This is a genomic window from Streptomyces sp. NPDC048461 (genome assembly GCF_055587105.1).
Map to the genome: position 1 here is coordinate 520623 of NZ_JBVJGW010000003.1, position 25175 is coordinate 545797.

Here is a 25175-nt window from a genome sequence, read left to right on the forward strand (position 1 = left end):
GAGCCGGAGGACTGCACCACCATGCGCGCCACCGTCATCCACGCCCCGCACGACATCCGCGTGGAGGAGGTGCCCGACGCCTCGATCCGGCGTCCCGAGGACGCCGTCGTCCGCGTCCTGCGCTCCTGCATCTGCGGCAGCGACCTCTGGGCCTACCGGGGCGAGGCCGCGCGTCAGCCCGGCCAGCGCATCGGCCACGAGTTCCTCGGCGTCGTGGAGGAGACCGGCCCGGCCGTGTCCGGCCTGCGCGCGGGCGACCTGGTCGTCGCGCCCTTCATGTGGTCCGACGGCACCTGCGACTTCTGCGTCGAGGGCCTCTACACGTCCTGCGAGCACGGCGGCTTCTGGGGCTCGGTCGGCCACGACGGCGGGCAGGGCGAAGCCGTCCGCGTACCGCACGCCGACGGCACCCTGGTGAAGCTGCCCGCCGAGGCCGCCTCCGACGACCACCTGCTGACCGGGCTGCTCGCGCTCTCCGACGTCCTGGGCACCGGGCACCACGCCGCGCTGGGCGCGGGCGTGCGCCCCGGCTCCACCGTCGCCGTCGTCGGCGACGGCGCGGTCGGCCTGTGCGGGGTCCTCGCCGCCAGGCGCCTGGGCGCCGAGCGGATCATCGCGCTGGGCCGGCACACCGCCCGTACGGACATCGCCAAGCTCTTCGGGGCCACCGACGTCGTCGCCGAGCGCGGCGAGGCCGCCGAGGCCGCCGTGCGCGAGCTCACCGGCGGCCGGGGCGCGCACGCGGTCATCGAGGCGGTCGGCACCGAGGAGTCCATGCGCACCGCCGTGAACATCACCCGCGACGGCGGGGCGGTCGGCTACGTCGGCGTCCCGCACGGCAGCGGCACCGGCCTCGACCTCGGTGTCATGTTCGACCGCAACATCACCCTGCGCGGCGGTGTCGCCCCCGTCCGGGCGTACATCCCGGAGCTGCTGGAGGACGTGCTCAGCGGCGCGATCGACCCGGCTCCGGTCTTCGACCGGGCGGTGACCCTGGACGGGGTCCCGGACGGCTACCGCGCGATGGACGACCGCTCCGCGCTGAAGGTCCTGATCAAGGCCTGACGCCGGGGCGCGGGGCGGGGCGGCGCCAGACGCCGTGCGGGAGCCCGCCGGACGTGCGGGAGCCCGCCGGACGTGCGGGAGGGCCGGGCGGGGGAGACCCCCGCCCGGCCCTCTCACGTACCGGGCAGCGCCGTGCGTGCTACTTGACGGCCTTCAGCGCGTCGACCACGCCGTGGCCGTAGTAGCCCGTCTGACCCCACTTGCTCTCGCAGGTGGTGGCGTCGATCAGGACGCCCGTGGCGTCGTAGACCTGCGCCGGGCAGGCCGTCTTGGCGGCCTGGCCCTTGAGCATCGTCTGCAGCTGCGCGGGCGTGGCCTTCGGGTGCGCGCTCTTCAGCAGCGCCGCGACGCCCGCGACGTGCGGGGTCGCCATGGAGGTGCCCTGCTTGTAGCCGTAGCCGCCGCCGAGAACGGTGGACAGGACGCGGCCGTTGGCGTCCGGGGTGGCCGGGACCTGCCACTTGTCGCCGCCGGGGGCCGAGACGTCCGCGACTCCGAGGCCGTAGCTGGAGTAGTAGGACTTGAAGCCCTTGTCACCGGTCGCGGTCACCGTCACGACGCCCGGCAGCTGCGTCGGGACGTCGAGGCAGACGCGCGGGTCGATGGTGCGCGGCACCGGGGTGGTGTCGTTGGGGCTGGTCTCGTCGGTGATCGAGTCGGCCGAGAGGTCGAAGTTCTCGTTGCCGGCCGCGGCGACGTTCAGCACGCCCTTGCGCTCGGCGTACTTGCTCGCCCGGGTGAGGGCCTCCACCAGCGCCTTCTGGTCGTCGTCCGTCTTGCAGTTGAAGTACCAGGGGTCGACGTAGTAGCTGTTGTTGGTCACCTCGATCCCCTTCTCGGCGGCGAACATGAAGCCGCAGACGACGGCCTCGGTGTAGAACAGGCTCGTCGCCGGCTCGCTCACCTTGATCGCGGCGATCTGCACGCCCGGCGCGACACCGCTGACGCCCACGCCGTTGCGGGGGGCCCCGATGGTGCCGGCCACGTGCGTGCCGTGGTCGCTGCCGTCGACGTACGGGCGCCAGGCGCCCTCGGAGGTGTCCGCGACGCCGCCGACGCAGTTGGCGGACTGCTTCTTGGAGAAGTTCGCCGCGAGGTCGGGGTGGGTGTCGTCCACGCCCGTGTCGATGACGCCCACCGTGACGTTCCGGCTGCCGTCGTTGATCTTGTGCGCCTGGTCGGCCTTGATCGCCCGCAGGTCCCACTGGTTGGACTCCAGCGGCTCCTGCCCCGGCGCGGCCGTCGCCGCGGCCTTGGCGGCGTCCGCCGCGCTCAGCCGCTGGGTGGTGCCCTCCTCGGTGGTCTGCACCGTCGTCAGCGGGGCCGTACGGGTGGCGCCGACCGACACGAAGAGGCTGCGCTGGGCCCGCAGCTGCTTGGCGAACTCCGGGTTCTGGGAGTGGGCGACGACGACCCCGATCTGCGGGTGGGACGTCACCACCGTGCCGCCGGCCCGCTCGATGGCCTTCTTCGCCTGCTTCACCGTGCCGTACGAGGTCAGGTTCGCCACGTACGACAGCTTGGGCCCGGAGGTGTCGGGCTTCGAAGCCGCCGCCGTGGCCGCCGTGTTGCCCAGCGGCGCCGCCGAGGCGGCGATCGAGGGCATGAAGGCGAGCGAGGCGGTGAGCGCCAGGCCGACCGGAACGGCCAGGCGGCCGTGCTTCCGAGCGGTACGCGACCCCAGATGCGCCATGGGTTCTCCACATCATCCGTGAAAAAGCCGCCCTGACGCGGTTGCGTCGGACGGGTTCATGACACAGAAACCTAGTGCCGCTGTTCCCTTCTGCGCCATCAGTTCGAGAAACCAGTCCCTAAAGAAACATTGGGTGTTGAACCGTCCCGCCGCGCCGCCCGTGCCGTTGTCAGGGGGGATCAGCGTCACCGTCCCCCTCGCACGGAGGTTGTTTTGTCCGTCGTTCCGACCGCACCCGCGCCGCAAGGAGAGCCCCCCGTGACCACCGAAGCAGCAGCGCCACCACCGGAGGCCGAGGGCGCGCCCCCGGCGGCCCCCACGGCCGAGGAGTTCACGCGCGTCCAGGACAGCGCCGAGTTCGGAGAACTGCGCAGCTCCTTCCGCTCGTTCGCCTTCCCGCTCACCGTGGCCTTCATCGCCTGGTACCTGCTGTACGTCCTGCTCTGCAGCTACGCGGCCGACTTCATGGGGACCGAGCTCTTCGGGAACATCAACGTGGGCCTCGTCCTCGGCCTCGCCCAGTTCGCCACGACCTTCCTGATCGCCTGGCTGTACTCGCGGCACGCCGCCACCAAGCTCGACCCCAAGGCCCTCGCGATCAAGTCCCGTATGGAGGCCGGAGAATGAGCAGCGCCCTCCACCTGACCACGACCGCCGCGGGCGCCACCGAGCACCGGCCGCTGATCATCACCCTGTTCGGCCTGTTCGTCGTCGCCACCCTGATCATCACCGTGTGGGCCGGCCGCCAGACCAAGAGCGCCGCCGACTTCTACGCGGGCGGCCGCCAGTTCACCGGCTTCCAGAACGGCCTCGCGATCTCCGGCGACTACATGTCCGCCGCCTCGTTCCTCGGCATCGCCGGAGCCATCGCCCTCTTCGGCTACGACGGCTTCCTGTACTCCATCGGCTTCCTCGTCGCCTGGCTGGTGGCCCTGCTGCTCGTCGCCGAGCCGCTGCGCAACTCCGGCCGCTACACGATGGGCGACGTCCTCGCGTACCGGATGCGCCAGCGCCCCGTACGGACCGCCGCCGGCACCTCCACCATCGTGGTGTCGATCTTCTACCTGCTCGCCCAGATGGCCGGCGCGGGCGTGCTCGTCTCGCTGCTCCTCGGCATCACCAGCGACGGCGGCAAGGTGGCCGTGGTCGCGCTGGTCGGCATCCTGATGATCGTCTACGTGACCATCGGCGGCATGAAGGGCACCACCTGGGTGCAGATGATCAAGGCGGTCCTGCTGATCGCGGGCGCCCTGCTGATCACGATGCTGGTACTGGTCAAGTTCAACTTCAACGTCTCCGAGCTGCTGGGCAAGGCCGCGGAGAACAGCGGACAGGGCGCCAAGTTCCTCGAACCGGGCATGAAGTACGGCAAGGACTCCACGACCAAGCTCGACTTCATCTCGCTGGGCCTCGCCCTGGTCCTCGGCACCGCCGGACTCCCGCACATCCTGATCCGCTTCTACACCGTCCCGACGGCCAAGGCCGCCCGCAAGTCCGTGAACTGGGCCATCGGCATCATCGGCGCCTTCTACCTGATGACCATCGCCCTCGGCTTCGGCGCCGCCGCCCTGCTCGACCGGGCCGACATCCTGGCCTCGAACAAGGCGGGCAACACCGCGGCGCCCCTGCTCGCCCAGGAGATCGGCGGCGGCGCCGGCTCCACCGGCGGCGCCGTCCTGCTCGCCGTGATCTCGGCGGTCGCCTTCGCCACCATCCTGGCCGTGGTCGCCGGCCTCACCCTCGCCTCCTCCTCGTCCTTCGCGCACGACCTGTACGTCAACGTCATCCGCAAGGGCAAGGCCACCGAGAAGGAGGAGGTGCGCGCCGCCCGCTGGTCCACCGTGGTGATCGGCGCCGTCGCCATCGGGCTGGGCGCCCTCGCCCGCGACCTGAACGTGGCCGGCCTGGTCGCGCTCGCCTTCGCGGTCGCCGCCTCCGCCAACCTGCCGACGATCCTGTACAGCCTCTTCTGGAAGCGCTTCACCACCCAGGGGGCCCTCTGGTCCATCTACGGCGGCCTGATCTCGGCCGTCGGCCTGGTGCTGTTCTCCCCGGTCGTCTCCGGGAAGCCCACCTCGATGTTCAAGGACGCCGACTTCTACTGGTTCCCCCTGGAGAACCCCGGCCTCATCTCCATCCCGCTCGGCTTCCTGCTGGGCTGGCTGGGAACGGTCCTGTCCAAGGAGAAGGCCGACGCGCAGAAGTTCGCCGAGCTGGAGGTCCGCTCGCTGACCGGAACAGGGGCGCACTGAGATCGTCCGAACACCCAGCGTGGCCGCGTCGTACGTCCCTACGACGCGGCCGCGCCGCGTCTCGTTCTTTCGGGCACCCCTGTACGTCACCGGTGTCGCGTAGGCTCGAATACAGCGCACGCGGTACGTCCTCAGCTGCGCGAACCCTACTGAACCGGACAGGGGAGGGGGCCCACAGTGCTTCTCGACACCTACGGCCGCGTGGCCACCGACCTGCGCGTCTCGCTCACGGACCGGTGCAATCTCCGCTGCACCTACTGCATGCCCGAAGAGGGCCTGCAGTGGCTCGGAAAGTCCGATCTGCTGAGTGACGACGAGATCGTCCGGCTGATCCGCATCGCGGTCACCCTGCTCGGCATCACCGAGGTCCGCTTCACCGGGGGCGAGCCGCTGCTGCGGCCCGGCCTGGTCGGGATCGTCGAGCGGTGCGCGGCCCTGGAGCCGCGCCCCCGGATGTCCCTCACCACGAACGGAATCGGCCTCAAGCGCACCGCGCAGGCCCTGAAGGCCGCCGGCCTGGACCGAGTGAACGTTTCCCTGGACACCCTGCGGCCCGAGGTCTTCAAGACCCTCACCCGCCGCGACCGGCACAAGGACGTCATCGACGGCATGGCCGCCGCCCGCGACGCCGGCCTGACCCCGGTGAAGGTCAACGCGGTCCTGATGCCCGGCCTCAACGACGACGAGGCCCCCGACCTGCTGGCCTGGGCCGTCGAGAACGCGTACGAACTCCGCTTCATCGAGCAGATGCCGCTGGACGCCCAGCACGGCTGGAAGCGCGACGGCATGATCACCGCCGGGGACATCCTCACGTCCCTGCGCACCCGCTTCACGCTCACCGAGGAGGGCGCCGACGAACGCGGCTCCGCCCCGGCCGAGCGCTGGGTCGTCGACGGCGGCCCGGCCACCGTCGGCGTCATCGCCTCGGTCACCCGGCCCTTCTGCGGCGCCTGCGACCGCACCCGCCTCACGGCCGACGGCCAGATCCGCACGTGCCTGTTCGCCACCGAGGAGTCCGACCTGCGGGCCGCCCTGCGCTCGGGCGCCCCGGACGAGGAGATCGCCCGGCTGTGGAAGGTCGCGATGTGGGGGAAGAAGGCCGGTTCCGGTCTGGACGACCCGTCCTTCCTCCAGCCCGACCGCCCGATGTCCGCGATCGGCGGCTGAGCCCCGGGCGGCTGAGCCCCCGGCGGGTCAGGCCCGGGCGGGTCAGGCCCGCTCCGAGCCCTCCGGCTGCACCCACTCGTCGAGTTTCACGACGTCCTTGAGGAAGCCGCGCACCCCCAGGAACTGGGACAGGTGCTCGCGGTGCTCCTCGCACGCCAGCCACGTCTTGCGCCGCTCCGGCGCGTGCAGCTTCGGGTTGTTCCACGCCAGGACCCAGACGGCCGCGTCGCGGCAGCCCTTGGCGGAGCAGGTGGGGGAATCGGCCTCGGGGCCGGAGGATCCAGGGCCGGAAAAGCTGGGGAAGTTCACGGCTCAACCCTAGAACGGAAAGGCGACGCCGAGCAGCCACGGGGGGAGCTGCCCGGCGTCGGTCCGTCGCTCCGACGGGGGATGCGGAGCGCGTAGGCAGTATGTCACGCAGGACCCGGTGCAGTGCACCGGAACTTCACGATTGATCCGAGCCGTTCGCGGGCTTTCCGGCGTCCAGCGCGGGGTGCACGGGGGCCGGAACGAAGTGCGAGGGCAGCGAGGGCGTCGACTCCCGCCCCGCGTTGGCGATGACCACGGCGATGTACGGCAGCAGCGCGCCGGCGACGAGCGTCACGATCGCCACGGGGCGCTGGACGTTCCACAACACCACCGTCGCGATGACCGACAGGGTCCGGATGACCATCGAGATCACGTACCGGCGCTGCCGTCCCCGGACGTCCTCGGCGAGACCCATCCGGGCTCCGGTGATACGGAAGACCTCGGCCCCGTTCCGCTTCTGCCGCTTGGTCCGCTCCACGCTCCACCACCCGATCACCCGCCGGACGCTCCCGGTCCGGACCCTCCCACGGTACGCCGCCCCTCCCGGGGTGGGGAGAGCGGGTGTCCCCCGGACGGCCCTGTCCGAAATGCGTCGTACGCGGCACTGTCCGAGACTGGGCGCACGTGCGCACAACGCGCCAGGAGGAGGCTCGACATGAGTTGGTTGTGGGCGATCATCGTCGGTTTCGTGCTGGGCCTGATTGCCCGGGCCATCCTGCCGGGCAAGCAGCACCAGCCCCTCTGGCTGACCACGATCTTCGGCATCATCGGCGCCGTCCTCGGCAATGCCGTCGCCACCTGGATCGGCGTCAACGACACCAAGGGCATCGACTGGATCCGGCACCTGCTGCAACTGGCCGGAGCGGTCCTCATCGTCGGCCTCGGCGACCTGCTCTACAACGCGGTCCGCGGCAACAAGCGGCAGATGACCTGAGGAACCGAGGACCCGGACCCGCCCGCGCGGGCAGCCGGGTCACGACGGAGGGGCCGGCCGGACCACGTGTCCGAACCGGCCCCTCCGCCGTACCCGCGGCGCGTCCCGGGCGTCAGGCGCCCGTGACCTCCACCGCGGCGAGGTTCTTCTTCCCGCGGCGCAGCACCAGCCACCGCCCGTGTAGCAGGTCCTCCGCGGCGGGGACCGCGTCCTCGGCGGTGACCTTGACGTTGTTCACGTAGGCACCGCCCTCCTTCACGGTCCGGCGGCCGGCCGACTTGCTGGCGACCAGCCCCGTCTCCGCGAACAGGTCCACGACCTGGCCGAGCTCGGCGACCTCGGCGTGCGGCAGCTCGGAGAGGGCCGCGGCCAGCGTGGCCTCGTCCAGTTCCGCCAGCTCGCCCTGGCCGAAGAGCGCCTTCGACGCGGCGATCACGGCGGCGCACTGGCCCGCGCCGTGCACGAGCGTCGTCAGCTCCTCCGCCAGCGCCCGCTGGGCGGCACGCGCCTGCGGCCGCTCGGCGGTCTGCGTCTCCAGCGCCTCCAGCTCCTCACGGCTCCGGAACGACAGGATGCGCATGTAGGTGGAGATGTCGCGGTCGTCCACGTTCAGCCAGAACTGGTAGAACGCGTACGGCGTCGTCATCTCCGGGTCGAGCCAGACGGCGCCGCTCTCGGACTTGCCGAACTTCGTGCCGTCCGCCTTGACCATCAGCGGGGTCGCCAGCGCGTGCACGACCGCGCCCGGCTCCAGCCGGTGGATCAGGTCGAGACCGGCCGTCAGGTTGCCCCACTGGTCGGAGCCGCCCTGCTGCAGCACGCAGCCGTAGCGCCGGTACAGCTCCAGGAAGTCCATGCCCTGCAGGAGCTGGTAGCTGAACTCGGTGTAGCTGATGCCCTGGTCGGACTCCAGCCGGCGGGCGACCGAGTCCTTCGTCAGCATCTTGTTGACGCGGAAGTGCTTGCCGATGTCCCGGAGGAACTCGATGGCGGACAGGCCCGCCGTCCAGTCCAGGTTGTTCACCATGACCGCCGCGTTCTCGCCCTCGAAGGACAGGAACGGCTCGATCTGGGTGCGCAGCCGGGCCACCCAGTTCGCGACGGTCTCCGGGTCGTTCAGGGTCCGCTCGGCCGTCGGCCGCGGGTCGCCGATCTGACCGGTGGCCCCGCCGACCAGCGCCAGCGGCCGGTGCCCGGCCTGCTGGAGCCGGCGTACGGTCAGCACCTGGACCAGGTGCCCGACGTGCAGCGAGGCCGCGGTCGGGTCGAAGCCGCAATAGAACGTGACCGGACCGTCCGCGAACGCCTTGCGCAGCGCTTCTTCGTCGGTGGACTGGGCGAACAGCCCGCGCCACTTCAGTTCGTCGACGATGTCCGTCACGGTCTCTCGACTCCTTCGATGCCTTGAATTGCCGTGGCTCAGTCTAGGGGGTGTCGTCGAAGTCGTTTCGTACGCCCGGAGGGCGGGCCGTGCGGTGTCCGGTGCGTGCGCTCGCACGGCGGAGGGTCGCCCGTGTACCGGATGTACACGGGCGATCCCGACAACGCGGCGAGCGTGCGTGCCGGACACCGCACGGCAGGAACGAGTTCGACGACACCCCCTAGGTGGGTCAGACGCCCTTGCTGACCGAGCTCATGTTGAAGTCCGGGATGCGCAGGGCGGGCATCGCGGCGCGGGTGAACCAGTCGCCCCACTCCCGCGGCAGCGTCTTCTCCGTCCGCCCCGCCTCCGAGGCCCGCGACAGCAGGTCCACCGGGGACTCGTTGAACCGGAAGTTGTTGACTTCGCCGACGACCTGCCCGTTCTCCACCAGGTAGACGCCGTCCCGGGTCAGGCCCGTGAGCAGCAGGGTCGCCGGGTCCACCTCGCGGATGTACCAGAGGCAGGTCAGCAGCAGCCCCCGCTCGGTGCCCGCCACCATCTCCTCCAGCGACTTGTCGCCGCCCCCGTCCAGGATCAGGTTCCCGAAGGCCGGGGCGAGCGGCAGGCCGGTCAGCGCGGCGCTGTGCCGGGTCGTGGTCAGCCGGGCCAGCTCGCCGCCCCGGATCCACTCGGTCGCCGGCACCGGCAGGCCGTTGTCGAACACCGAGGCGTCGTCGCCCGAGCTGTGCGCGATCACGAACGGCGCGGACTCGAGGCCCGGCGCGTCCGGGTCGCTGCGCAGCGTCAGCGGCAGCTGCGACAGCCGCTCGCCGACCCGGGTGCCGCCCCCGGGCTTGGCGAAGACCGTCCGGCCCTCCACCGCGTCCCGGGCGGCCGCGGACCACATCTGGTAGATCAGCAGGTCGGCCACGGCCGTCGGCGGCAGCAGGGTCTCGTACCGCCCGGCGGGCAGCTCGATCTTCCGCTCGGCCCATCCCAGGCGCACGGCCAGCTCCGCGTCCAGCACGGTCGGGTCCACGTCCTTGAAGTCCCGGGTGGCGCGGCCGGCCCAGGCCGAGCGCTGCCGGTCCGGGGACTTCGCGTTGAGCTCCAGCGTGCCGTTGGGCTGGTCGTGGCGCAGCCGCAGCCCCGTGGAGGTGCCGACGTACGTGGAGACCAGCTCGTGGTGGGCGAACCCGTACAGCTCCCGGCCGCCCGCCCGAGCCCGGGCGAAGGCCTCGCCGAGGGCCGGCGCGAAGTCCCCGAACACCGCCGAGGAGGTCTCGGCCGGAGCGTCCGCGAAGTCGGGCGAGGCCGGGGTCCCGGTCACCAGCGGCTGGGCGTCCTCGGCCGGACCGGCCCCGCGGGCGGCCGCCTCGGCGGCCCGTACCAGCGGCTCCAGGTCCGCGGCGGTGACGGCGGAGCGCGACACGACCCCCGAGGCCGTGCCCTCCTTGCCGTCGACCGTCGCGATGACGGTCAGGGTCCGGCCGCGGGTGACGCCGTTGGTGGTGAGCGCGTTTCCGGCCCAGCGCAGGTTGGCGCTGGACTCCTCGTCCGCGATGACCACGCAGCCGTCGGCGGTGGACAGCTCCAGCGCCCGCTCGACGATCTCGTGGGGCTTGGTTCGGGTCGACATCAGCGTCCGGCCTCCTGCGTGGTGTTGAGGATGTTCACGTCGCGGAACAGCGCGGACGGGCAGCCGTGCGAGACCGCCGCGACCTGGCCCGGCTGGGCCTTGCCGCAGTTGAAGGCGCCGCCCAGGACGTAGGTCTGCGGCCCGCCGACCTTCTCCATCGAGCCCCAGAAGTCGGTGGTCGTCGCCTGGTACGCGACGTCGCGCAGCTGCCCGGCCAGCCGGCCGTTCTCGATCCGGAAGAACCGCTGGCCCGTGAACTGGAAGTTGTAACGCTGCATGTCGATCGACCAGGAACGGTCGCCCACGACGTAGATGCCGCGCTCCACCCCGCCGATCAGGTCCTCGGTGGACAGGCCGCCGGGGTCCGGCTGGAGCGAGACGTTCGCCATCCGCTGGACGGGCACGTGCCCGGGGGAGTCGGCGTACGCGCAGCCGTTGGAACGCCCGAGGCCGGTCAGCTTCGCGATCCGCCGGTCCAGCTGGTAGCCGACCAGGGTGCCGTCCTTGACCAGGTCCCAGCCCTGCGCCGCGACGCCCTCGTCGTCGAAGCCGACCGTGGCCAGCCCGTGCTCCGCGGTGCGGTCACCCGTCACGTTCATGATCGACGAGCCGTACTTCAGCTTGCCCAGCTGGTCGAAGGTGGCGAAGGAGGTCCCCGCGTACGCCGCCTCGTAGCCCAGCGCCCGGTCCAGCTCGGTGGCGTGGCCGATGGACTCGTGGATCGTGAGCCACAGGTTGGAGGGGTCCACCACGAGGTCGTACCGCCCGGCCTCGACGCTCGGGGCCCGCATCTTCTCGGCGAGCAGGCCGGGGATCCGCTCCAGCTCGTCGTTCCAGTCCCAGCCGGTACCGGTCAGGTACTCCCAGCCGCGCCCCGCGGGCGGGGCGATCGTGCGCATCGAGTCGAACTCGCCGGTGGTCGCGTCCACGGCGACCGCGGTGAGCTGCGGGTGCACGCGCACCCGCTGCTGCGTGGTCGAGGTGCCCGAGGTGTCGGCGTAGAACTTGTTCTCGTGGACGGCGAGGAAGGAGGCGTCCACGTGCGCCACCCCGTCGGCCGCCAGCAGCCGGGCGCTCCAGTCGGCGAGCAGCGCCGCCTTCTCCGCGTCGGGGACCGCGAAGGGGTCCACGTCGTAGGCGGAGATCCAGGTCTTGTCGGAGTGCACCGGCTCGTCGGCCAGCTCCACCCGCTCGTCCGAGCCCGCGGCCTTGATCACCTGGGCCGACAGCTTCGCCATGGCCACGGCCTGGGAGGCCACCTTCGCGGCGGCGTCCATGGTCAGGTCGACACCGGAGGCGAACCCCCAGCTGCCGCCGTGCACCACCCGGACCGCGAACCCGAGGTCGGTGGTGTCGGAGCCGCCGGAGGGCTTGGCGTCCCGCAGCCGCCAGGAGGCGCTGCGGATCCGCTCCAGCCGGAAGTCGGCGTGGTCGGCGCCCAGCGCGCGCGCCCGGGCGAGCGCCGCGTCGGCGAGCGCCCGCAGGGGCAGCGCGGTGAAGGCCGCGTCGATGGAATGGGGCACGGAAGTCCTCCCGGGGTCGGGGCCGGTCGCCCCGATCATGTCGCGATCGGAGCTCAAGTACCTACATGTTTCTGTAGGGAATCGACAGAGCGGGTCGCCAGGCCCTGTGGGAGCTCGATTCTCCGTACAGGGGGTGCGACCTATAGGTTTTTGGTATTCAGACCGCTAGCGAAAGGGTGATCCGTTGAGCCGCTCGGTTCTCGTCACCGGAGGAAACCGGGGCATCGGCCTCGCCATCGCCCGTGCCTTCGCGGAAGCCGGAGACAAGGTCGCGATCACGTACCGCTCGGGCGAGCCGCCGGAGGCGCTCACCTCCCTCGGCGTTCTGGCGGTCCGCTGCGACATTACCGATTCCGAGCAGGTGGAGCAGGCCTACAAGCAGATCGAGGACGCCCACGGCGCCGTCGAGGTGCTGGTGGCCAACGCCGGCATCACCAAGGACACGCTGCTGATGCGCATGTCCGAGGAGGACTTCGCCTCGGTCGTCGACACGAACCTCACCGGCACCTTCCGTGTGGTCAAGCGCGCGAACCGTGGCATGCTCCGTGCCAAGAAGGGCCGCGTCGTCCTGATCTCCTCGGTCGTCGGCCTGCTGGGCTCGGCGGGGCAGGCCAACTACGCCGCCTCCAAGGCCGCGCTGGTGGGCTTCGCCCGCTCGCTCGCCCGTGAGCTGGGCTCGCGCAACATCACCTTCAACGTGGTCGCCCCCGGTTTCGTGGACACCGACATGACGAAGGTGCTCACCGACGAGCAGCGCGCGGGCATCGTGGGCCAGGTGCCCCTGGGCCGCTACGCGCAGCCCGAGGAGATCGCGGCAGCCGTGAGCTTCCTGGCGTCCGACGACGCCGCGTACATCACCGGAGCCGTCATTCCCGTTGACGGCGGATTGGGCATGGGTCACTGATCACCATGAGCGGAATTCTCGAGGGCAAGCGCGTCCTCATCACCGGAGTGCTGATGGAGTCCTCCATCGCCTTCCACGCCGCCCGACTGGCCCAGGAGCAGGGCGCCGAGGTCATCCTCACCGCGTGGCCGCGGCCGTCGCTGACCGAGCGCATCGCCAAGAAGCTGCCCAAGCCGGTGAAGGTGATCGAGCTCGACGTCACCAACGACGAGCACCTGGCCCGCCTGGAGGGCCTCGTCCGCGAGGAGCTGGGCGGCCTGGACGGCGTCCTCCACTCGATCGGCTTCGCGCCGCAGGACGCCCTCGGCGGCAACTTCCTGAACACGCCGTTCGAGTCGGTGGCCACCGCCATGCACGTCTCGGCGTTCTCGCTGAAGTCGCTGACGATGGCCTGCAAGCCGCTGTTCCCGGCGGAGGGCGCGGCCGTCGTCGGCCTCACCTTCGACGCGCAGTTCGCCTGGCCGCAGTACGACTGGATGGGCCCGGCCAAGGCCGCGCTGGAGGCCACCAGTCGCTACCTCGCCCGCGACCTGGGCAAGGAGAAGATCCGCTGCAACCTGGTCTCGGCCGGTCCGATCGGCTCGATGGCCGCGAAGTCCATCCCGGGCTTCGGCGAGCTGGCGGACGTCTGGAACCACCGCTCCCCGATGGAGTGGGACATGAGCGACCCGGAGCCGACGGGCAAGGCCATCGTGGCCCTGCTGTCCGACTGGTTCCCGAAGACCACCGGCGAGATCGTCCACGTGGACGGCGGCCTGCACGCGATGGGCGCCTGACGTCCCGGCACCCTCCGTACGGCGGCGGCCGCGCTCCCCTCCCGGGAAGCGCGGCCGCCGTCGTTCCCGGCGCCGTTTTCGCCGCGGGGGAGGGGTGCGGACGCCGCGATCGATCGGATGTCCGGTGCCGGACGGGATCTTCCCGAGTCGAAAACCGGGACATAAGCCTGCAAACTGACCAGGTCGGGATCTTCCCGGTTCCTGCGGGGAGGAGGTACGGGAGTGCGCGCGAGGCCGAGCCGACCGGTGTCCCTCCTGGTCACCTCCGTGATCCTGACCGCGTTCCTGGCCCCCGGCGCCGCCGCGTGGCCGCCGGCCGGCGATCCCGCACCCGGACCCGGCGCGGCCGCCCCCGAGGGTGCGGCCCCCGGACGGGCCCCCGAGGCCGTGCTTCCCGACGCGGTGCTCCCCGAGGTCGTGGAGCTGGCCGTGATCCCCGTCGAGCCCTCCGTACAGCCCGAGAAGCCCGGTGCCCGGGACCTGTTCGGCGCGGACTGCGACATCGTGACCGAGGGCTCCACGGTGACGGCGTACTGCCACAACGGCTATCCGGAGACCGACCTGGTGCGCCTGCACGTGGAGTGCGACCGCTGGTGGGACGTCGACGGCGACGGCGCTGCGGTACCGGTCGGCCCGGCCGGGCGGGCCGAGATCACCGGCCGCTGCTGGAAGGAAGTCCGTTCCACCTGGGTGACCCACCAGCGGCCCTGACCCGGCCCTGACCCTGACCCTGACCCGGCCCTGACCCGGCCCGCTCCTCCCCGACCGACCGCGGGGCTACTCCCTGCCGAGGCAGGCGAACGGGTAGCCGGCCGCCTCCGAGGCGGCCGCGTCGCCGTCCCCCCGCCGGATGGCCTCGATCAGCCGGGCGTGGTCGAGGTGCGCCGCGGGATCGAGGACGGTGCCCACGTCGCCGCGCAGCCAGTCGGCCACCAGGTCGCCGAGGTCCGCGTACAGCTCGATCAGCACCTCGTTGTGGGAAGCGGTCACCACCGCCATGTGCAGGCTCACGTCCGCCGCCACGAACCGCTCCGCGTCCCCGCCCGCCCAGGCCTCCTCGCGCCGCGCCAGCAGCGCGTCCAGCTGGACGAGGTCCTTCGCGGTCCGCCGCTCCGCCGCGAGCCGGGCGGCCGAGGACTCCAGGGTGGAGCGCAGCTCCGCGATGTGCCGCGGCTCGGCGTTCGCGAAGCGGCGGTGCATGACGCCGGCCAGCTCGCTCGTGGCGATGACGTACGTGCCCGATCCCTGACGGATGTCGAGCAGACCGTTGTGCGCCAGCGCCCGCACGGCCTCGCGGACGGTGTTGCGGGCGACGCCGAGCAGCTCCACGAGCTCGGGCTCGGTGGGGATGCGCGAGCCCACCGGCCACTCTCCGGAGGTGATCTGGTTCCGCAGCTGTGCGATCACCTGATCGACGAGCGCGGAGCGCCGGGGCGAGGTCAGCGGCATGGATTCCTCTCGAGGACGACGTGCGCGACTGGACAACCAATCATCCCATGATTCTATGATGGTTGAATGTCCGACGATGAAATCCAGACCCTGAACCGCCCGCAGGTCGCGCGCACCCCCGCCGACCAGCGCCTTCCCGCCTCCGCCCACGTCGCCCCCACGTGGCTCGGCCCGGTGCTCATCGTCGGAATCGTGCTGGCCGCCCTCAACCTGCGGCCCGCCATCACCAGCCTCGGCGCCCTGTTCGAGGAGACCCGTACGGGCCTGGGCATGAGCGGCACCGTCGCCGGACTGATCACCTCCGTACCGGCCCTCTGCTTCGCCGTCTTCGGCATCACCGCCCCCCGGCTCTCCCGCCGCTTCGGCCCCGCCGCCGTCGTCTGCGCCGGCATGGCGGCCATCGCCGCCGGCCTGCTGATCCGCCCCTTCGCGGGCGGCGCCGCCGGATTCCTCGCCGCCAGCGCCCTGTCCCTGGCCGGCATAGCCCTGACCAACGTGCTCCTCCCGGTGATCGTCAAGCGCTACTTCCCGGACCGCGTCGGCACCATGACCGGCCTGTACTCCATGGCCCTGGCCGCCGGAACCTCCCTCGCGGCCGCCGCCACCGTCCCGCTGACCGGCGCCCTCGGCGGCAGCTGGCGCACCGGGCTGCTGATCTGGGCCGTCCTCGCCCTCATCGCCGTCCTGCCCTGGCTGCCCATCGCCCGCGCCTCCCGGCGCGCCGCGCGGGCCGCCGCCGAGCAGGCCGGCGCGGGCGCCGCCGTACGGGCCGACGCGGGCCCGCGCATCGTCCGCAGCCGCACCGCCTGGGCCCTGGCCTGCTACTTCGGCCTCCAGGCGACCGGCGCGTACGTGACCATGGGCTGGCTCCCGCAGATCTTCCGCGACGCCGGGGTCTCCGCCTCCACCGCCGGCGTGCTCCTCGCCGTCACCATGGTCATGGGCGTACCGCTCGCCTTCGTCATCCCCCGCCTCGCCGGCCGGATGAGGAACCAGGGGGCCATCGCCGCCGTCCTCGGCCTGTTCGGCCTCGCCGGATACCTCGGCCTCTACCTCGCCCCCGCCGCCGGAGCCTGGGCCTGGGCGCTGCTCCTCGGCATCTCCAACTGCGCGTTCCCCCTCGTCATCACCCTCATCGGCCTGCGTGCCAAGTCCCCGGCCGGGGTCGTCAAGCTCTCCGCCTTCGCCCAGAGCGTCGGCTACCTCATCTCGATCCCCGGACCGCTGCTCATCGGCACCCTCTACCAGCACAGCGGCGGCTGGGACCTGCCCCTCGCACTGATGGCCGGACTCCTCGTCCCGCAGATGGTGCTGGGCGTCCTGGCCGGACGGGACCGCACGATCGAGGACGAATGCGGCATGCGAGACTGACCGGCATGTCGCCCGTACTTGAACCGAACCCCCAGAACGGCCGCAAGAAGCTCGGCCTCGTCTTCGGCGCGATGATCGCCGTGACCGTGATCATCGCCGTCATCGCGACGATCGCCTCCCCCTGACACCCCCTGGGAGTGGTGGGGATAACCCCCCTCCCCCTAGGGGGTCAGGGTCAGGGTGAAGTGGGGTGTGCCCCGGATGGGTGGCGCGCCTTCGGATCCATAGATTCGAAGACAGCGAGCCCGTCCCGACCGCACACCCACGGAGGCGGCCATGTCGGCCCCCACGCACACCCGGTCCCTCCCGTCCCGCCCCCGTCCCCCCGCGTCCGCCGCGGCGCGGGCCGGCGCCGCCCGCCCGGCCGATTCCGTCACCGGCCGACCCGTCACCGGCCGCGCCCTCGGCGGCCGCGCCCTCGGCGGACGCGCCCGCACCGGCGCCGATGCCCGCCTGCACTGGTGGGCCCTCGCCCTGCCCGCGCTCGCCTTCGGCCTCCTGCTGCTCCTCGCCGGATCCGGCGATGCCCGGGCGGCCACCGCGGACGGCGACGGCCCGGGCCTGGTCCAGGTCGCGGCACAGCTCCTGCGCGCCGTCGGCTGACACCGCGCGCCCGTACCCGCCGGGATGCGCCCCGCACCGGCCGACGAGCCTCCCAACAGCCTGCGCCGCGTGGCTCGTTTCGTGCGAAGCTGGGAGCCATGAGCGCCGACACACCCCGCAGGATCGCCCTCCTCCGGCACGCCAAGGCCGACTGGCCCCAGGTGTCCGACCACGACCGCCCGCTGGCGGAACGAGGCCGCAACGATGCGCCGGCCGTCGGTCTGAAGCTCGCCGAAACCGGCATCGCCTTCGACCTGGCCCTCTGCTCCACCGCCGCCCGGACCCGCGAGACCTGGAAGCTGGCCGTCCACGAGCTGCCGCACCGGCCGAAGACCTCGTACGAGGAGCGGCTCTACGACGCCTCGCTGGGTGAGCTGATCGCCCTGCTGAACGAGACCTCCGACGAGGTCGCCGACCTGCTCGTCATCGGCCACAACCCCGGCATGCACGCCCTCGCCGACGCCCTCTGCGCGCGCGGTGAAGGCGACGCCCTGGCGCGAATGAGCCGTACGGGATTCCCCACCGCGGCGCTCGCCGTCGTGTCCTTCACCGGCTCGTGGAAGACCCTGGAGCACGGCGTGGGCACGCTGCTCGACTTCTGGACCCCCAAGGAGCACTGACCGGGCCCCGGCCACCCGACGCGAAGGGCCCCGGCGGGAGCACTGCCCGCCGGGGCCCTTCACGTCGTGCCGTACGGGTTCCCGTGCGGCGGGTCGGGCGCGATGCGTCCCCGCGTCATGCGTCCCCGCGTCACGCCAGGTCGGCGGCCTCGATCTCCTCGCGGGTGATCCCGAGCAGGTACAGCACGGCGTCGAGGAAGGGCACGTTCACCGCGGTGTGGGCGGCCTCGCGGACCACCGGCTTGGCGTTGAAGGCGACGCCCAGCCCGGCCGCGTTCAGCATGTCCAGGTCGTTCGCGCCGTCGCCGATGGCCACCGTCTGGGAGAGGGGGACATCGGCCTCGGCGGCGAAGCGGCGCAGCAGCCGCGCCTTGCCGGCCCGGTCGACGATCTCGCCGGTGACCCGCCCGGTCAGCTTGCCGTCGACGATCTCCAGGGTGTTGGCGGCGGCGAAGTCCAGCCCGAGCCGCTCCCGCAGGTCGTCCGTGACCTGCGTGAACCCGCCCGAGACCACGCCCACCTGGTAGCCGAGCCGCTTGAGGGTGCGGATCAGGGTCCGGGCGCCCGGCGTCAGCTGCACCTCGGCGCGGACCTTGTCCACGACGGAGGCGTCCAGCCCCGCGAGCAGCGCCACGCGGGCGTGCAGCGACTGCTCGAAGTCCAGCTCGCCGCGCATGGCCCGCTCGGTGACCTCGGCGACCTCGGCCTCGCAGCCCGCGTGCGCGGCGAAGAGCTCGATGACCTCGTCCTGGATCAGGGTCGAGTCCACGTCCATGACGACCAGACGCTGGGCGCGGCGGCTCAGCCCGGCCGAGACCACGGCCACGTCCACGCCGATGTGCGAGGCGGCGGTGGCCAGCGCGGTGCGCAGCGGCTCGGTCTCGGTACCGGAGACGGCGAACTCCACCGCCGTCACCGGGTACTTCGCGAGCCGGAAGATGCGGTCGATGTTGCCGCCGGTGGCCGTGATCCGGGCGGCGATCTGCGCCGTCGACTCGGCGGTGAGCGGGTGCCCGAGCACGGTGACGTGGGAACGGCCGCTGCCGCGCGGCCGGTTGTCACCGGTGCCGGAGAGGATCTCGGCCTGCAGTTTTAGCGATTCGGCCCAGCTGTGGACGGTGGCCCGCAGGTCGCCCTCGGTGCCGCCGACGGGCTGGGTGACGAGGGCGCACAGGACGATGCGGCCGCGGGTGACGACCTGCTCGATGTCGACGACGTCGACGGAGTAGGCGGCGAGGGTGTCGAACAGCCCGGCGGTGATCCCGGGACGGTCCTTGCCGAAGATCTTGACGAGGAGGGTGGGGACGTCGGAGGTCTGCGATGCGCTCATGGTGACCTCACCGTATCTTCCCCGGGCCGGGGACAGGACCCCCGTCCCACTCCCTGAACGCGCCGCGGCCGGGGTGGGGCGGGCCCGCCCGGGCGGACCGCTGCCCGCGGACGCGCTCCGCCGGGGCGGCGCCCGGCTCCGGCGCGCGGGCCCGGCGAGCCGGCGGGACCTCCGGTGCCCCGGGGGTGCCCGGGGAGCACGGGATACCCGGGCGAGAAGTCCCGTATCGCATGCTCCGGGTGGCTTTCGCCCCCGTCGACGGCCGGTCGCACGCGCTCCGGCGCGGCCCCGATTCCACATGTGGCCGTGGGCCTGAAATAGTTCCCCCGGATGTTCGCCATACCTAGACTCCCTGACGTCATGGGGGATTCTCGGGGGACTTAAGTGGGGCTGGAGTGCCGGAACTCGTACTGGAACTGAACGGAAGGACCTGGACGCTCGATCCGTCCAGGTCGTACTCGCTGGGGCGCGACCCCCAGGGAGATGTGGTGATCGACGACGCCCGGGTGTCGTGGCGCCACGCCACCATCAGCTGGAACGGCCGCGGTTGGGGGATCGAGGACCACGGCAGCACCAACGGCACCTACGTGCGCGGAGCCCGGGTCCAGCAGGCCGAGCTCGTGCCCGGCACGCCGGTCCACCTCGGCAACGCCACCGACGGCCCGCGGCTGAACCCGGTCGGCGCCGCCGCCCCGGCGGCTCAGCCGGCGCAGGCCCAGGCCCACGCCCCGGCGTACCAGGCCCCGCAGCAGCAGGCCGGGCAGCAGGCCTGGGAACAGCAGCAGGCCCCGCAGCACCAGCAGTACGCCCCGCAGCAGCAGGCGCCGCAGCACCAGGTGCCGCCGCAGCAGCACCCGCAGCAGCCGCAGCCGCACCTCCCGCACCAGCAGGGCGGCGGCCCCGCCGCGTCCCGGCCGGCGCAGGGCGGGGCGCCCGGCTACGGCGACCGCAGCCCCACGACGTTCCACCAGCTCTCGCTGGGGCACGTCATGCGGATCGGCCGCGCGCTGGAGAACGAGCTGGTGGTCTCCGACCTCCAGGTCTCCCGCCACCACGCCGAGTTCCGCTCGATGCCGGGCGGCCGCTTCGAGATCCGCGACCTGGGCAGCCACAACGGCACCTACGTCAACGGCCAGCCGGTGGCCAAGTCCGGCACCGCGCTGCTCGGTCCGAACGACATCGTCGGCGTCGGCCACTCGACGTTCCGGATCGTCGGCGACCGCCTTGAGGAGTTCGTCGACACCGGCGAGGTCTCCTTCTCGGCCCGCCACCTCACGGTCACGGTCGACGGCGGCAAGCAGATCCTCAAGGACGTCACCTTCGGCGTCCCGGAGAAGTCGCTGATCGGCGTCATCGGCCCCTCCGGCTCCGGCAAGTCGACGCTGCTCAAGGCGCTGACCGGCTACCGGCCCGCCAACCAGGGCGACGTCCTCTACGACAACCGCAACCTGTACAAGCAGTTCGCGGAGCTCCGCCAGCGCATCGGCCTGGTCCCGCAGGACGACATCCTGCACAAGGAGCTGCGGGTCCGCACGGCCCTCAAGTACGCGGCCAAGCTCCGCTTCCCCGGCGACACCGCCGAGTCCGAGCGCGCCGCCCGCGTCGACGAGGTCCTGCGCGAGCTCAAGCTCGACATCCACAAGGACAAGAAGATCACCGCGCTCTCGGGCGGACAGCGCAAGCGCGTGTCCGTGGCCCTGGAGCTGCTCACCAAGCCGTCGCTGATCTTCCTGGACGAGCCGACCTCCGGCCTCGACCCGGGCATGGACCGCGACGTCATGCAGCTGCTGCGCGGCCTCGCCGACGACGGCCGCACGGTCCTCGTCGTCACCCACTCCGTCGCCGAGCTGGCGATCTGCGACAAGCTGCTGGTCATGGCGCCGGGCGGCTCGGTCGCGTACTTCGGCCCGCCGGACGAGGCGCTGAACTTCTTCGGCTACACGACCTGGGCCGACGTCTTCTCCGCCTTCGAGAACTACCGCGAGTACGACTGGGCCGAGCGCTGGAAGAGTTCGCAGCACTACCAGCTGTACGCCGCCGACATCGACGCGGTCGCCCCGCAGTCGGTCGCGATGCCGCCGGCCCAGCAGATGCGCCCGCCCAAGCCGCAGGGCTGGGGCTCCCAGCTCTTCACGCTGATGCGCCGCTACGTCTCGGTGATCGCCTCCGACAAGGGCTTCATCGGGCTGATGCTGATCCTGCCGGCGGTCCTGGGCGTGGTCTCCACGGTCATCCCCGCGAAGTTCGGCCTCGCGCCGCCCGTGGCGCCGTCCCGCTTCAACGGCGACGCCGGCACGATCATGCTGATCCTCGCGGTCGGCATGTGCTTCTCCGGCGCCGCCAACTCGGTCCGCGAACTGATCAAGGAACGCGTGATCTACGAGCGTGAGCGCGCCACCGGCCTGTCCCGGTCCGCGTACCTCATGTCGAAGGTGATCGTCCTCGGCGTCATCACGGCCATCCAGGGCGTGATCATCTGCGGCATCGGCTTCTTCCCGCGCGACCTGCCCGCCGAGGGCCTGATCATGCCGCCGGCCGTCGAGATCTGCCTGTCGGTCATCGCGCTCGGCTTCACCTCGATGATGTTCGGCCTGGTGATCTCCTCGCTGGTGAAGACCGCCGAGAAGACCATGCCGCTCCTGGTCATGTTCGCGATCGTCCAGGTCGTCTTCACCGGCATCCTCTTCCAGCTGTACGACTCCCCGGGCCTGGAGCAGTTCGCCTGGCTGATGCCGTCCCGCTGGGCGATCGCCGCCGCCGGTTCCACCCTGAACCTCGGCGTGCTCATGCCGCCGTGGGACGCCGACAACCCGACCAACACCGACCCGCTCTGGGACGCCACGGTCGGCCAGTGGAGCCTGAACATCACCGTCCTGCTCCTCCTCGGCATCGCCTGCGGCTTCGCGGTGCAGCGCCTGCTGCGCCGCCACGAGCCCGAGGTGATGCGCGCGGGCAAGTAGGCCCCGCCCGCGGACGCGCGCACGAACGCCTCAGGGCGGCACCCGGTACTCCGGGGGCCGCCCTGAGGCGCATGGGGGGTCGGGGAGGGCCGACGGACCGTACCAGGCCTAGTAGGCGCTGTTGACGTTGTCCATCGAGCCGTACCGGTCGGCCGCGTAGTTGCAGGCGGCGACGATGTTGGCGACCGGGTCGTACTGGTCGAACTTGGTGCCCTTGACGTGGTACGCCTTGAAGGTCGGGGCGATGACCTGGAGCAGGCCCTTCGACGGGATGCCGTTCTGGGCGTTGATGTCCCAGTTGTTGATCGCCAGCGGGTTGCCGCTGGACTCGCGCATCACGTTGCGGTGAATGCCGTGGTAGGTACCCGGAATGCCCTCGCGCTTCATGATGAAGAGGGCTTCCTTGATCCAGCCGTCGAGGTTGTTCGCGAAGACGGGGGTGCGGGTCGCGGAGCGGCTCGCGGCGGTCTTCTGCTCGCGGTCCTTCTTGGCGTCGGCAGCGGCCTTGGCCTTGGCCTTCGCCGCCGCGTCCGACGCGGCCTTGGCCGCGACGACGTGCTGGACGGAGAGGTTCTGCTGTACAGCCTTCGTCTGGGCTCCGTCGACGACCTGGGTCCAGGCGACGGGGGCGGCGGAGACGACGGTCTCGCTCTCGCCGGCACCGGCCGGGACGAGGGAGAAGGCGAGCGCGGCGGCACCGAGCGTGGCGACACCGGAGATGGACAGCTTGTGTGCCTTCGTCAGACGACTGTGACCGGGAGTGCTGGAAGCAGACATGGCGGGGCAACCTCTTCGACGGGGGGCCACCCCCGGGCAGTCTGAGGGCGGAGCCGCAGGAAAGCGCCGCGCTGATCCGGGATCTGCGGCGCTGTGCGACGGGAGCAATTCTTAGCGGCGGCAAAATCGCCTGGCAAAGGTGTGACGTACGATCCCGCTTAGTGGATCAGGAGGGCCGACTCGTCCCGCTTTGCCGCATCGGAGCTACGTGCGCCCGAGCTCACAGGGCCTTTACGTGTCCACTAGGCAGCTTCGTAAGTGACCTGCGTCCTATGTGCGGGCTCACATCGGGCACGTAACAATCTGACCCAACGTTGCGGAAGCAACGCGAAGCGTCACGCGCGTACGACCTGAGGACCATCCCGCGGCCCCCGGATCTCATCCCGAAGGCAGAGACGCCCCGGGGCCGCCCCCGCCCCCGGCCGTAGGCCGAGCGGCCCCCCGTCCCTCGGTCCCGCGCCCGATCCCGCAGGTCAGGCCCGCGAGTACGGTGAGGCCATGACAGCCAGCCCCGGGTACGGGGGACCCCGCAGCGGCCTCGCGGCCGTGAGCACCGCGCTGCTCGCCATGAGCAGGACGCTGGAGGTCCGCGACGTCCTGCGCACGATCGTCGTCTCGGCCCGCGAACTCCTGGACGCCGAGTACGCGGCCCTGGGCGTCCCGGACGACCACGGCGGCTTCGCCCAGTTCGTCGTGGACGGCATCAGCGAGGAGCAGTGGCGACGGATCGGCCCCCTGCCGCGCCAGCACGGCATCCTCGCCGCGATGCTCCACCAGGACGGCCCCCAGCGGCTGGCCGACGTAGGGGAGGACCCGCGCTTCGGCGGCTGGCCCTCCGCCCACCCCGACATGTCCGACTTCCTCGGCCTGCCCGTCCGGGACGGCGAGGAGACCCTCGGCGCCCTCTTCCTCGCGAACAAGCGCAGGGCCCCGGCCGGCGGCAGCAGCGGCAGCGCCGGTATTACGGGAGGGGCGGGCGGCACGGGCGGCGCCGGCTTCACCGACGAGGACGAGCAGCTCCTCTCCCTCCTCGCCCAGCACGCGGCGATCGCCCTCACCAACGCCCGGCTCTACGAGCGCAGCCGCGAGCTGACCATCGCCGAGGAGCGCTCCCGCCTCGCCCACGAGCTGCACGACGCCGTCAGCCAGAAGCTCTTCTCGCTGCGCCTCACCGCCCAGGCCGCTGCCGCCCTCGTGGACCGCGACCCGGCCCGGGCCAAGGACGAGCTCCACCAGGTCGCCGCCCTGGCGGCGGAGGCCGCCGACGAACTGCGGGCCGCCGTGACGGAGCTGCGCCCGGCCGCCCTGGACGAGGACGGACTCGTCGCGACCCTGCGCACCCACGTCCACGTGCTCGACCGCGCGCACGCCGCACACGTCACCTTCACCTGTGACGGCGTACGCGCCCTCCCCGCGACCCAGGAGGAAGCCCTCCTGCGCGTCGCCCAGGAAGCCCTCCACAACGCCCTGCGGCACTCGGGGGCCGACCGCGTCGAGGTCGCGCTGGCCCGCACGCCCGGCGGGGGAGCGGTCCTCAGGGTCACCGACGCCGGCCGCGGCTTCGACCCCCGGACGGTCCGCAGCGCGGGCCGCCACCTGGGCCTGGTCTCCATGCGCGACCGCGCCGGCGGCGTCGGAGGCCGGCTCGCCGTCCACGCGGAGCCCGGCCGGGGCACCACGATCGAGATGGAGGTACCCGGTGGCTGACACCCCCGGCCGAATCCGCGTCCTGCTCGTCGACGACCACCAGGTGGTCCGGCGGGGCCTGCGCACCTTCCTGGAGGTCCAGGACGACATCGAGGTGGTCGGCGAGGCCGCCGACGGCGACGAGGGCCTCTCCCGCGCCGAGGAGCTGCGCCCGGACGTGATCCTCATGGACGTCAAGATGCCGGGCACCGACGGCATCGAGGCCCTGCGCAGGCTGCGCGGGGCGGCGAACCCGGCCCGGGTGCTGATCGTCACCAGCTTCACCGAGCAGCGCACCGTGGTCCCCGCCCTGCGGGCCGGCGCCGCCGGGTACGTCTACAAGGACATCGACCCCGACGCCCTGGCCGGAGCGATCCGCTCCGTCCACGCCGGACACGTCCTCCTCCAGCCGGAGGTGGCCCAGGCGCTGCTCGCCCAGGACGACCAGGGCCCGCCGTCGGGCCGCGGGGGCTCGCTGACCGAACGGGAGCGGGAGGTCCTCGCCCTCATCGCGGACGGCCGTTCGAACCGCGAGATCGCGCGGGCCCTGGTCCTGTCGGAGAAGGCCGTCAAGACGCACGTCTCGAACATCCTGATGAAGCTGGACGTCGCCGACCGGACCCAGGCCGCATTGTGGGCGGTCAGGCACGGCCTCACCGACTGAGCGGACCGGCGGGAGGCGCCCGGGCAGACCATCGGAGATTCATACGGTCGGGTGTATGTAGCCCACATGGCGTATCCCGACGGCCGGGCG

At 71.9% G+C, this 25175-nt stretch carries 24 protein-coding genes; 15 read left to right on the forward strand and 9 right to left on the reverse strand.

The window, feature by feature from the left end; all coding sequences use genetic code 11:
• The first annotated feature begins 21 nt into the window (after positions 1 to 21).
• A complete protein-coding gene (locus ACZ6S8_RS07950; RefSeq protein WP_469453486.1) occupies positions 22 to 1065 on the forward strand; it encodes a zinc-dependent alcohol dehydrogenase family protein in 1044 nt (347 codons plus the stop codon).
• 139 nt (positions 1066 to 1204) lie between these two features.
• On the opposite strand, the gene ACZ6S8_RS07955 is transcribed toward ACZ6S8_RS07950, so the two are convergent.
• A complete protein-coding gene (locus ACZ6S8_RS07955; protein ID WP_469453488.1) occupies positions 1205 to 2758 on the reverse strand; it encodes a S8 family serine peptidase in 1554 nt (517 codons plus the stop codon).
• 258 nt (positions 2759 to 3016) lie between these two features.
• On the opposite strand from ACZ6S8_RS07955, the gene ACZ6S8_RS07960 reads away from it, so the two are divergent.
• The 3 genes from ACZ6S8_RS07960 to moaA all read left to right on the forward strand — a co-directional run bounded on the left by ACZ6S8_RS07960 (position 3017) and on the right by moaA (position 6177).
• Positions 3017 to 3385, forward strand: coding sequence for a DUF485 domain-containing protein (locus tag ACZ6S8_RS07960; protein WP_469453490.1), 369 nt, complete (start codon positions 3017 to 3019; stop codon positions 3383 to 3385).
• Positions 3382 to 5010 (forward strand): solute symporter family protein, encoded by a 1629-nt coding sequence (locus ACZ6S8_RS07965; RefSeq protein ID WP_469453491.1) that lies wholly within the window; start codon positions 3382 to 3384, stop codon positions 5008 to 5010. Before ACZ6S8_RS07960 ends, ACZ6S8_RS07965 begins: the two co-directional genes overlap by 4 nt.
• A 177-nt stretch (positions 5011 to 5187) precedes the next feature.
• A complete protein-coding gene (gene moaA / locus ACZ6S8_RS07970; protein WP_469453492.1) occupies positions 5188 to 6177 on the forward strand; it encodes a GTP 3',8-cyclase MoaA in 990 nt (329 codons plus the stop codon).
• A 42-nt stretch (positions 6178 to 6219) separates the two neighbouring features.
• Here the strand turns inward: moaA and ACZ6S8_RS07975 are convergent, their stop codons facing one another.
• Together ACZ6S8_RS07975 and ACZ6S8_RS07980 are read right to left on the reverse strand one after the other, a co-directional pair.
• Positions 6220 to 6486 (reverse strand): hypothetical protein, encoded by a 267-nt coding sequence (locus ACZ6S8_RS07975; RefSeq protein ID WP_469453494.1) that lies wholly within the window; start codon positions 6484 to 6486, stop codon positions 6220 to 6222.
• 136 nt (positions 6487 to 6622) lie between these two features.
• Positions 6623 to 6901: a DUF3099 domain-containing protein gene (locus ACZ6S8_RS07980; RefSeq protein ID WP_469453607.1), complete on the reverse strand. Its 279-nt coding sequence runs from the start codon at positions 6899 to 6901 to the stop codon at positions 6623 to 6625.
• A 240-nt stretch (positions 6902 to 7141) separates the two neighbouring features.
• Here ACZ6S8_RS07980 and ACZ6S8_RS07985 point away from each other — a divergent pair, with 240 nt between their 5' ends.
• Positions 7142 to 7420: a GlsB/YeaQ/YmgE family stress response membrane protein gene (locus tag ACZ6S8_RS07985; protein ID WP_469453496.1), complete on the forward strand. Its 279-nt coding sequence runs from the start codon at positions 7142 to 7144 to the stop codon at positions 7418 to 7420.
• A 112-nt stretch (positions 7421 to 7532) separates the two neighbouring features.
• Here the strand turns inward: ACZ6S8_RS07985 and tyrS are convergent, their stop codons facing one another.
• The 3 genes from tyrS to ACZ6S8_RS08000 all read right to left on the reverse strand — a co-directional run bounded on the left by tyrS (position 7533) and on the right by ACZ6S8_RS08000 (position 11945).
• Positions 7533 to 8801 carry a tyrosine--tRNA ligase gene (gene tyrS, locus ACZ6S8_RS07990; RefSeq protein WP_469453498.1) on the reverse strand — a complete coding sequence of 423 codons (1269 nt, stop codon included), beginning with the start codon at positions 8799 to 8801 and terminating at the stop codon, positions 7533 to 7535.
• 229 nt (positions 8802 to 9030) lie between these two features.
• A complete protein-coding gene (locus ACZ6S8_RS07995; RefSeq protein ID WP_469453500.1) occupies positions 9031 to 10422 on the reverse strand; it encodes a metallopeptidase TldD-related protein in 1392 nt (463 codons plus the stop codon).
• Positions 10422 to 11945 (reverse strand): TldD/PmbA family protein, encoded by a 1524-nt coding sequence (locus tag ACZ6S8_RS08000; protein ID WP_469453502.1) that lies wholly within the window; start codon positions 11943 to 11945, stop codon positions 10422 to 10424. Before ACZ6S8_RS08000 ends, ACZ6S8_RS07995 begins: the two co-directional genes overlap by 1 nt.
• A 184-nt stretch (positions 11946 to 12129) precedes the next feature.
• Here ACZ6S8_RS08000 and fabG point away from each other — a divergent pair, with 184 nt between their 5' ends.
• The 3 genes from fabG (at position 12130) to ACZ6S8_RS08015 (ending at position 14336) form a co-directional block, all read left to right on the forward strand.
• Positions 12130 to 12849: a 3-oxoacyl-[acyl-carrier-protein] reductase gene (fabG, locus tag ACZ6S8_RS08005; protein ID WP_469453504.1), complete on the forward strand. Its 720-nt coding sequence runs from the start codon at positions 12130 to 12132 to the stop codon at positions 12847 to 12849.
• A gap of 5 nt (positions 12850 to 12854) precedes the next feature.
• Entirely contained in the window at positions 12855 to 13625 is a 771-nt protein-coding gene (gene fabI, locus ACZ6S8_RS08010; protein WP_386521404.1) for an enoyl-ACP reductase FabI, read from the forward strand.
• Between the two features lie 423 nt (positions 13626 to 14048).
• A complete protein-coding gene (locus tag ACZ6S8_RS08015) occupies positions 14049 to 14336 on the forward strand; it encodes a hypothetical protein (protein WP_469453608.1) in 288 nt (95 codons plus the stop codon).
• 66 nt (positions 14337 to 14402) lie between these two features.
• Here the strand turns inward: ACZ6S8_RS08015 and ACZ6S8_RS08020 are convergent, their stop codons facing one another.
• Positions 14403 to 15074, reverse strand: a complete 672-nt coding sequence (locus ACZ6S8_RS08020; protein ID WP_469453506.1) for a FadR/GntR family transcriptional regulator — start codon at positions 15072 to 15074, stop codon at positions 14403 to 14405.
• Between the two features lie 66 nt (positions 15075 to 15140).
• Here ACZ6S8_RS08020 and ACZ6S8_RS08025 point away from each other — a divergent pair, with 66 nt between their 5' ends.
• From ACZ6S8_RS08025 to ACZ6S8_RS08040, 4 genes are all read left to right on the forward strand, one after another.
• Positions 15141 to 16445 carry a CynX/NimT family MFS transporter gene (locus tag ACZ6S8_RS08025; RefSeq protein WP_469453508.1) on the forward strand — a complete coding sequence of 435 codons (1305 nt, stop codon included), beginning with the start codon at positions 15141 to 15143 and terminating at the stop codon, positions 16443 to 16445.
• A 5-nt stretch (positions 16446 to 16450) separates the two neighbouring features.
• Positions 16451 to 16570 (forward strand): SGM_5486 family transporter-associated protein, encoded by a 120-nt coding sequence (locus ACZ6S8_RS08030; RefSeq protein WP_279628666.1) that lies wholly within the window; start codon positions 16451 to 16453, stop codon positions 16568 to 16570.
• A gap of 151 nt (positions 16571 to 16721) precedes the next feature.
• On the forward strand, positions 16722 to 17048 hold the full coding sequence (locus ACZ6S8_RS08035; protein WP_469453510.1) for a hypothetical protein: 327 nt from the start codon (positions 16722 to 16724) through the stop codon (positions 17046 to 17048).
• Between the two features lie 98 nt (positions 17049 to 17146).
• Positions 17147 to 17668, forward strand: coding sequence for a SixA phosphatase family protein (locus tag ACZ6S8_RS08040; protein WP_469453512.1), 522 nt, complete (start codon positions 17147 to 17149; stop codon positions 17666 to 17668).
• A 130-nt stretch (positions 17669 to 17798) separates the two neighbouring features.
• Here ACZ6S8_RS08040 and serB read toward each other — a convergent pair whose 3' ends face one another.
• Positions 17799 to 18998: a phosphoserine phosphatase SerB gene (gene serB / locus ACZ6S8_RS08045; RefSeq protein WP_469453513.1), complete on the reverse strand. Its 1200-nt coding sequence runs from the start codon at positions 18996 to 18998 to the stop codon at positions 17799 to 17801.
• A 395-nt stretch (positions 18999 to 19393) separates the two neighbouring features.
• Between serB and ACZ6S8_RS08050 the strand changes: the two genes are divergently transcribed.
• Positions 19394 to 21958 (forward strand): ABC transporter ATP-binding protein/permease, encoded by a 2565-nt coding sequence (locus ACZ6S8_RS08050; RefSeq protein WP_469453515.1) that lies wholly within the window; start codon positions 19394 to 19396, stop codon positions 21956 to 21958.
• Positions 21959 to 22066: 108 nt separating this feature from the next.
• Here ACZ6S8_RS08050 and ACZ6S8_RS08055 read toward each other — a convergent pair whose 3' ends face one another.
• A complete protein-coding gene (locus ACZ6S8_RS08055) occupies positions 22067 to 22735 on the reverse strand; it encodes a transglycosylase SLT domain-containing protein (RefSeq protein ID WP_469453517.1) in 669 nt (222 codons plus the stop codon).
• Positions 22736 to 23233: 498 nt separating this feature from the next.
• Between ACZ6S8_RS08055 and ACZ6S8_RS08060 the strand changes: the two genes are divergently transcribed.
• Together ACZ6S8_RS08060 and ACZ6S8_RS08065 are read left to right on the forward strand one after the other, a co-directional pair.
• Positions 23234 to 24442, forward strand: a complete 1209-nt coding sequence (locus ACZ6S8_RS08060) for a GAF domain-containing sensor histidine kinase (RefSeq protein ID WP_469453519.1) — start codon at positions 23234 to 23236, stop codon at positions 24440 to 24442.
• Positions 24435 to 25085 (forward strand): response regulator, encoded by a 651-nt coding sequence (locus tag ACZ6S8_RS08065; protein ID WP_469453521.1) that lies wholly within the window; start codon positions 24435 to 24437, stop codon positions 25083 to 25085. Before ACZ6S8_RS08060 ends, ACZ6S8_RS08065 begins: the two co-directional genes overlap by 8 nt.
• Positions 25086 to 25175: the final 90 nt, after the last annotated feature.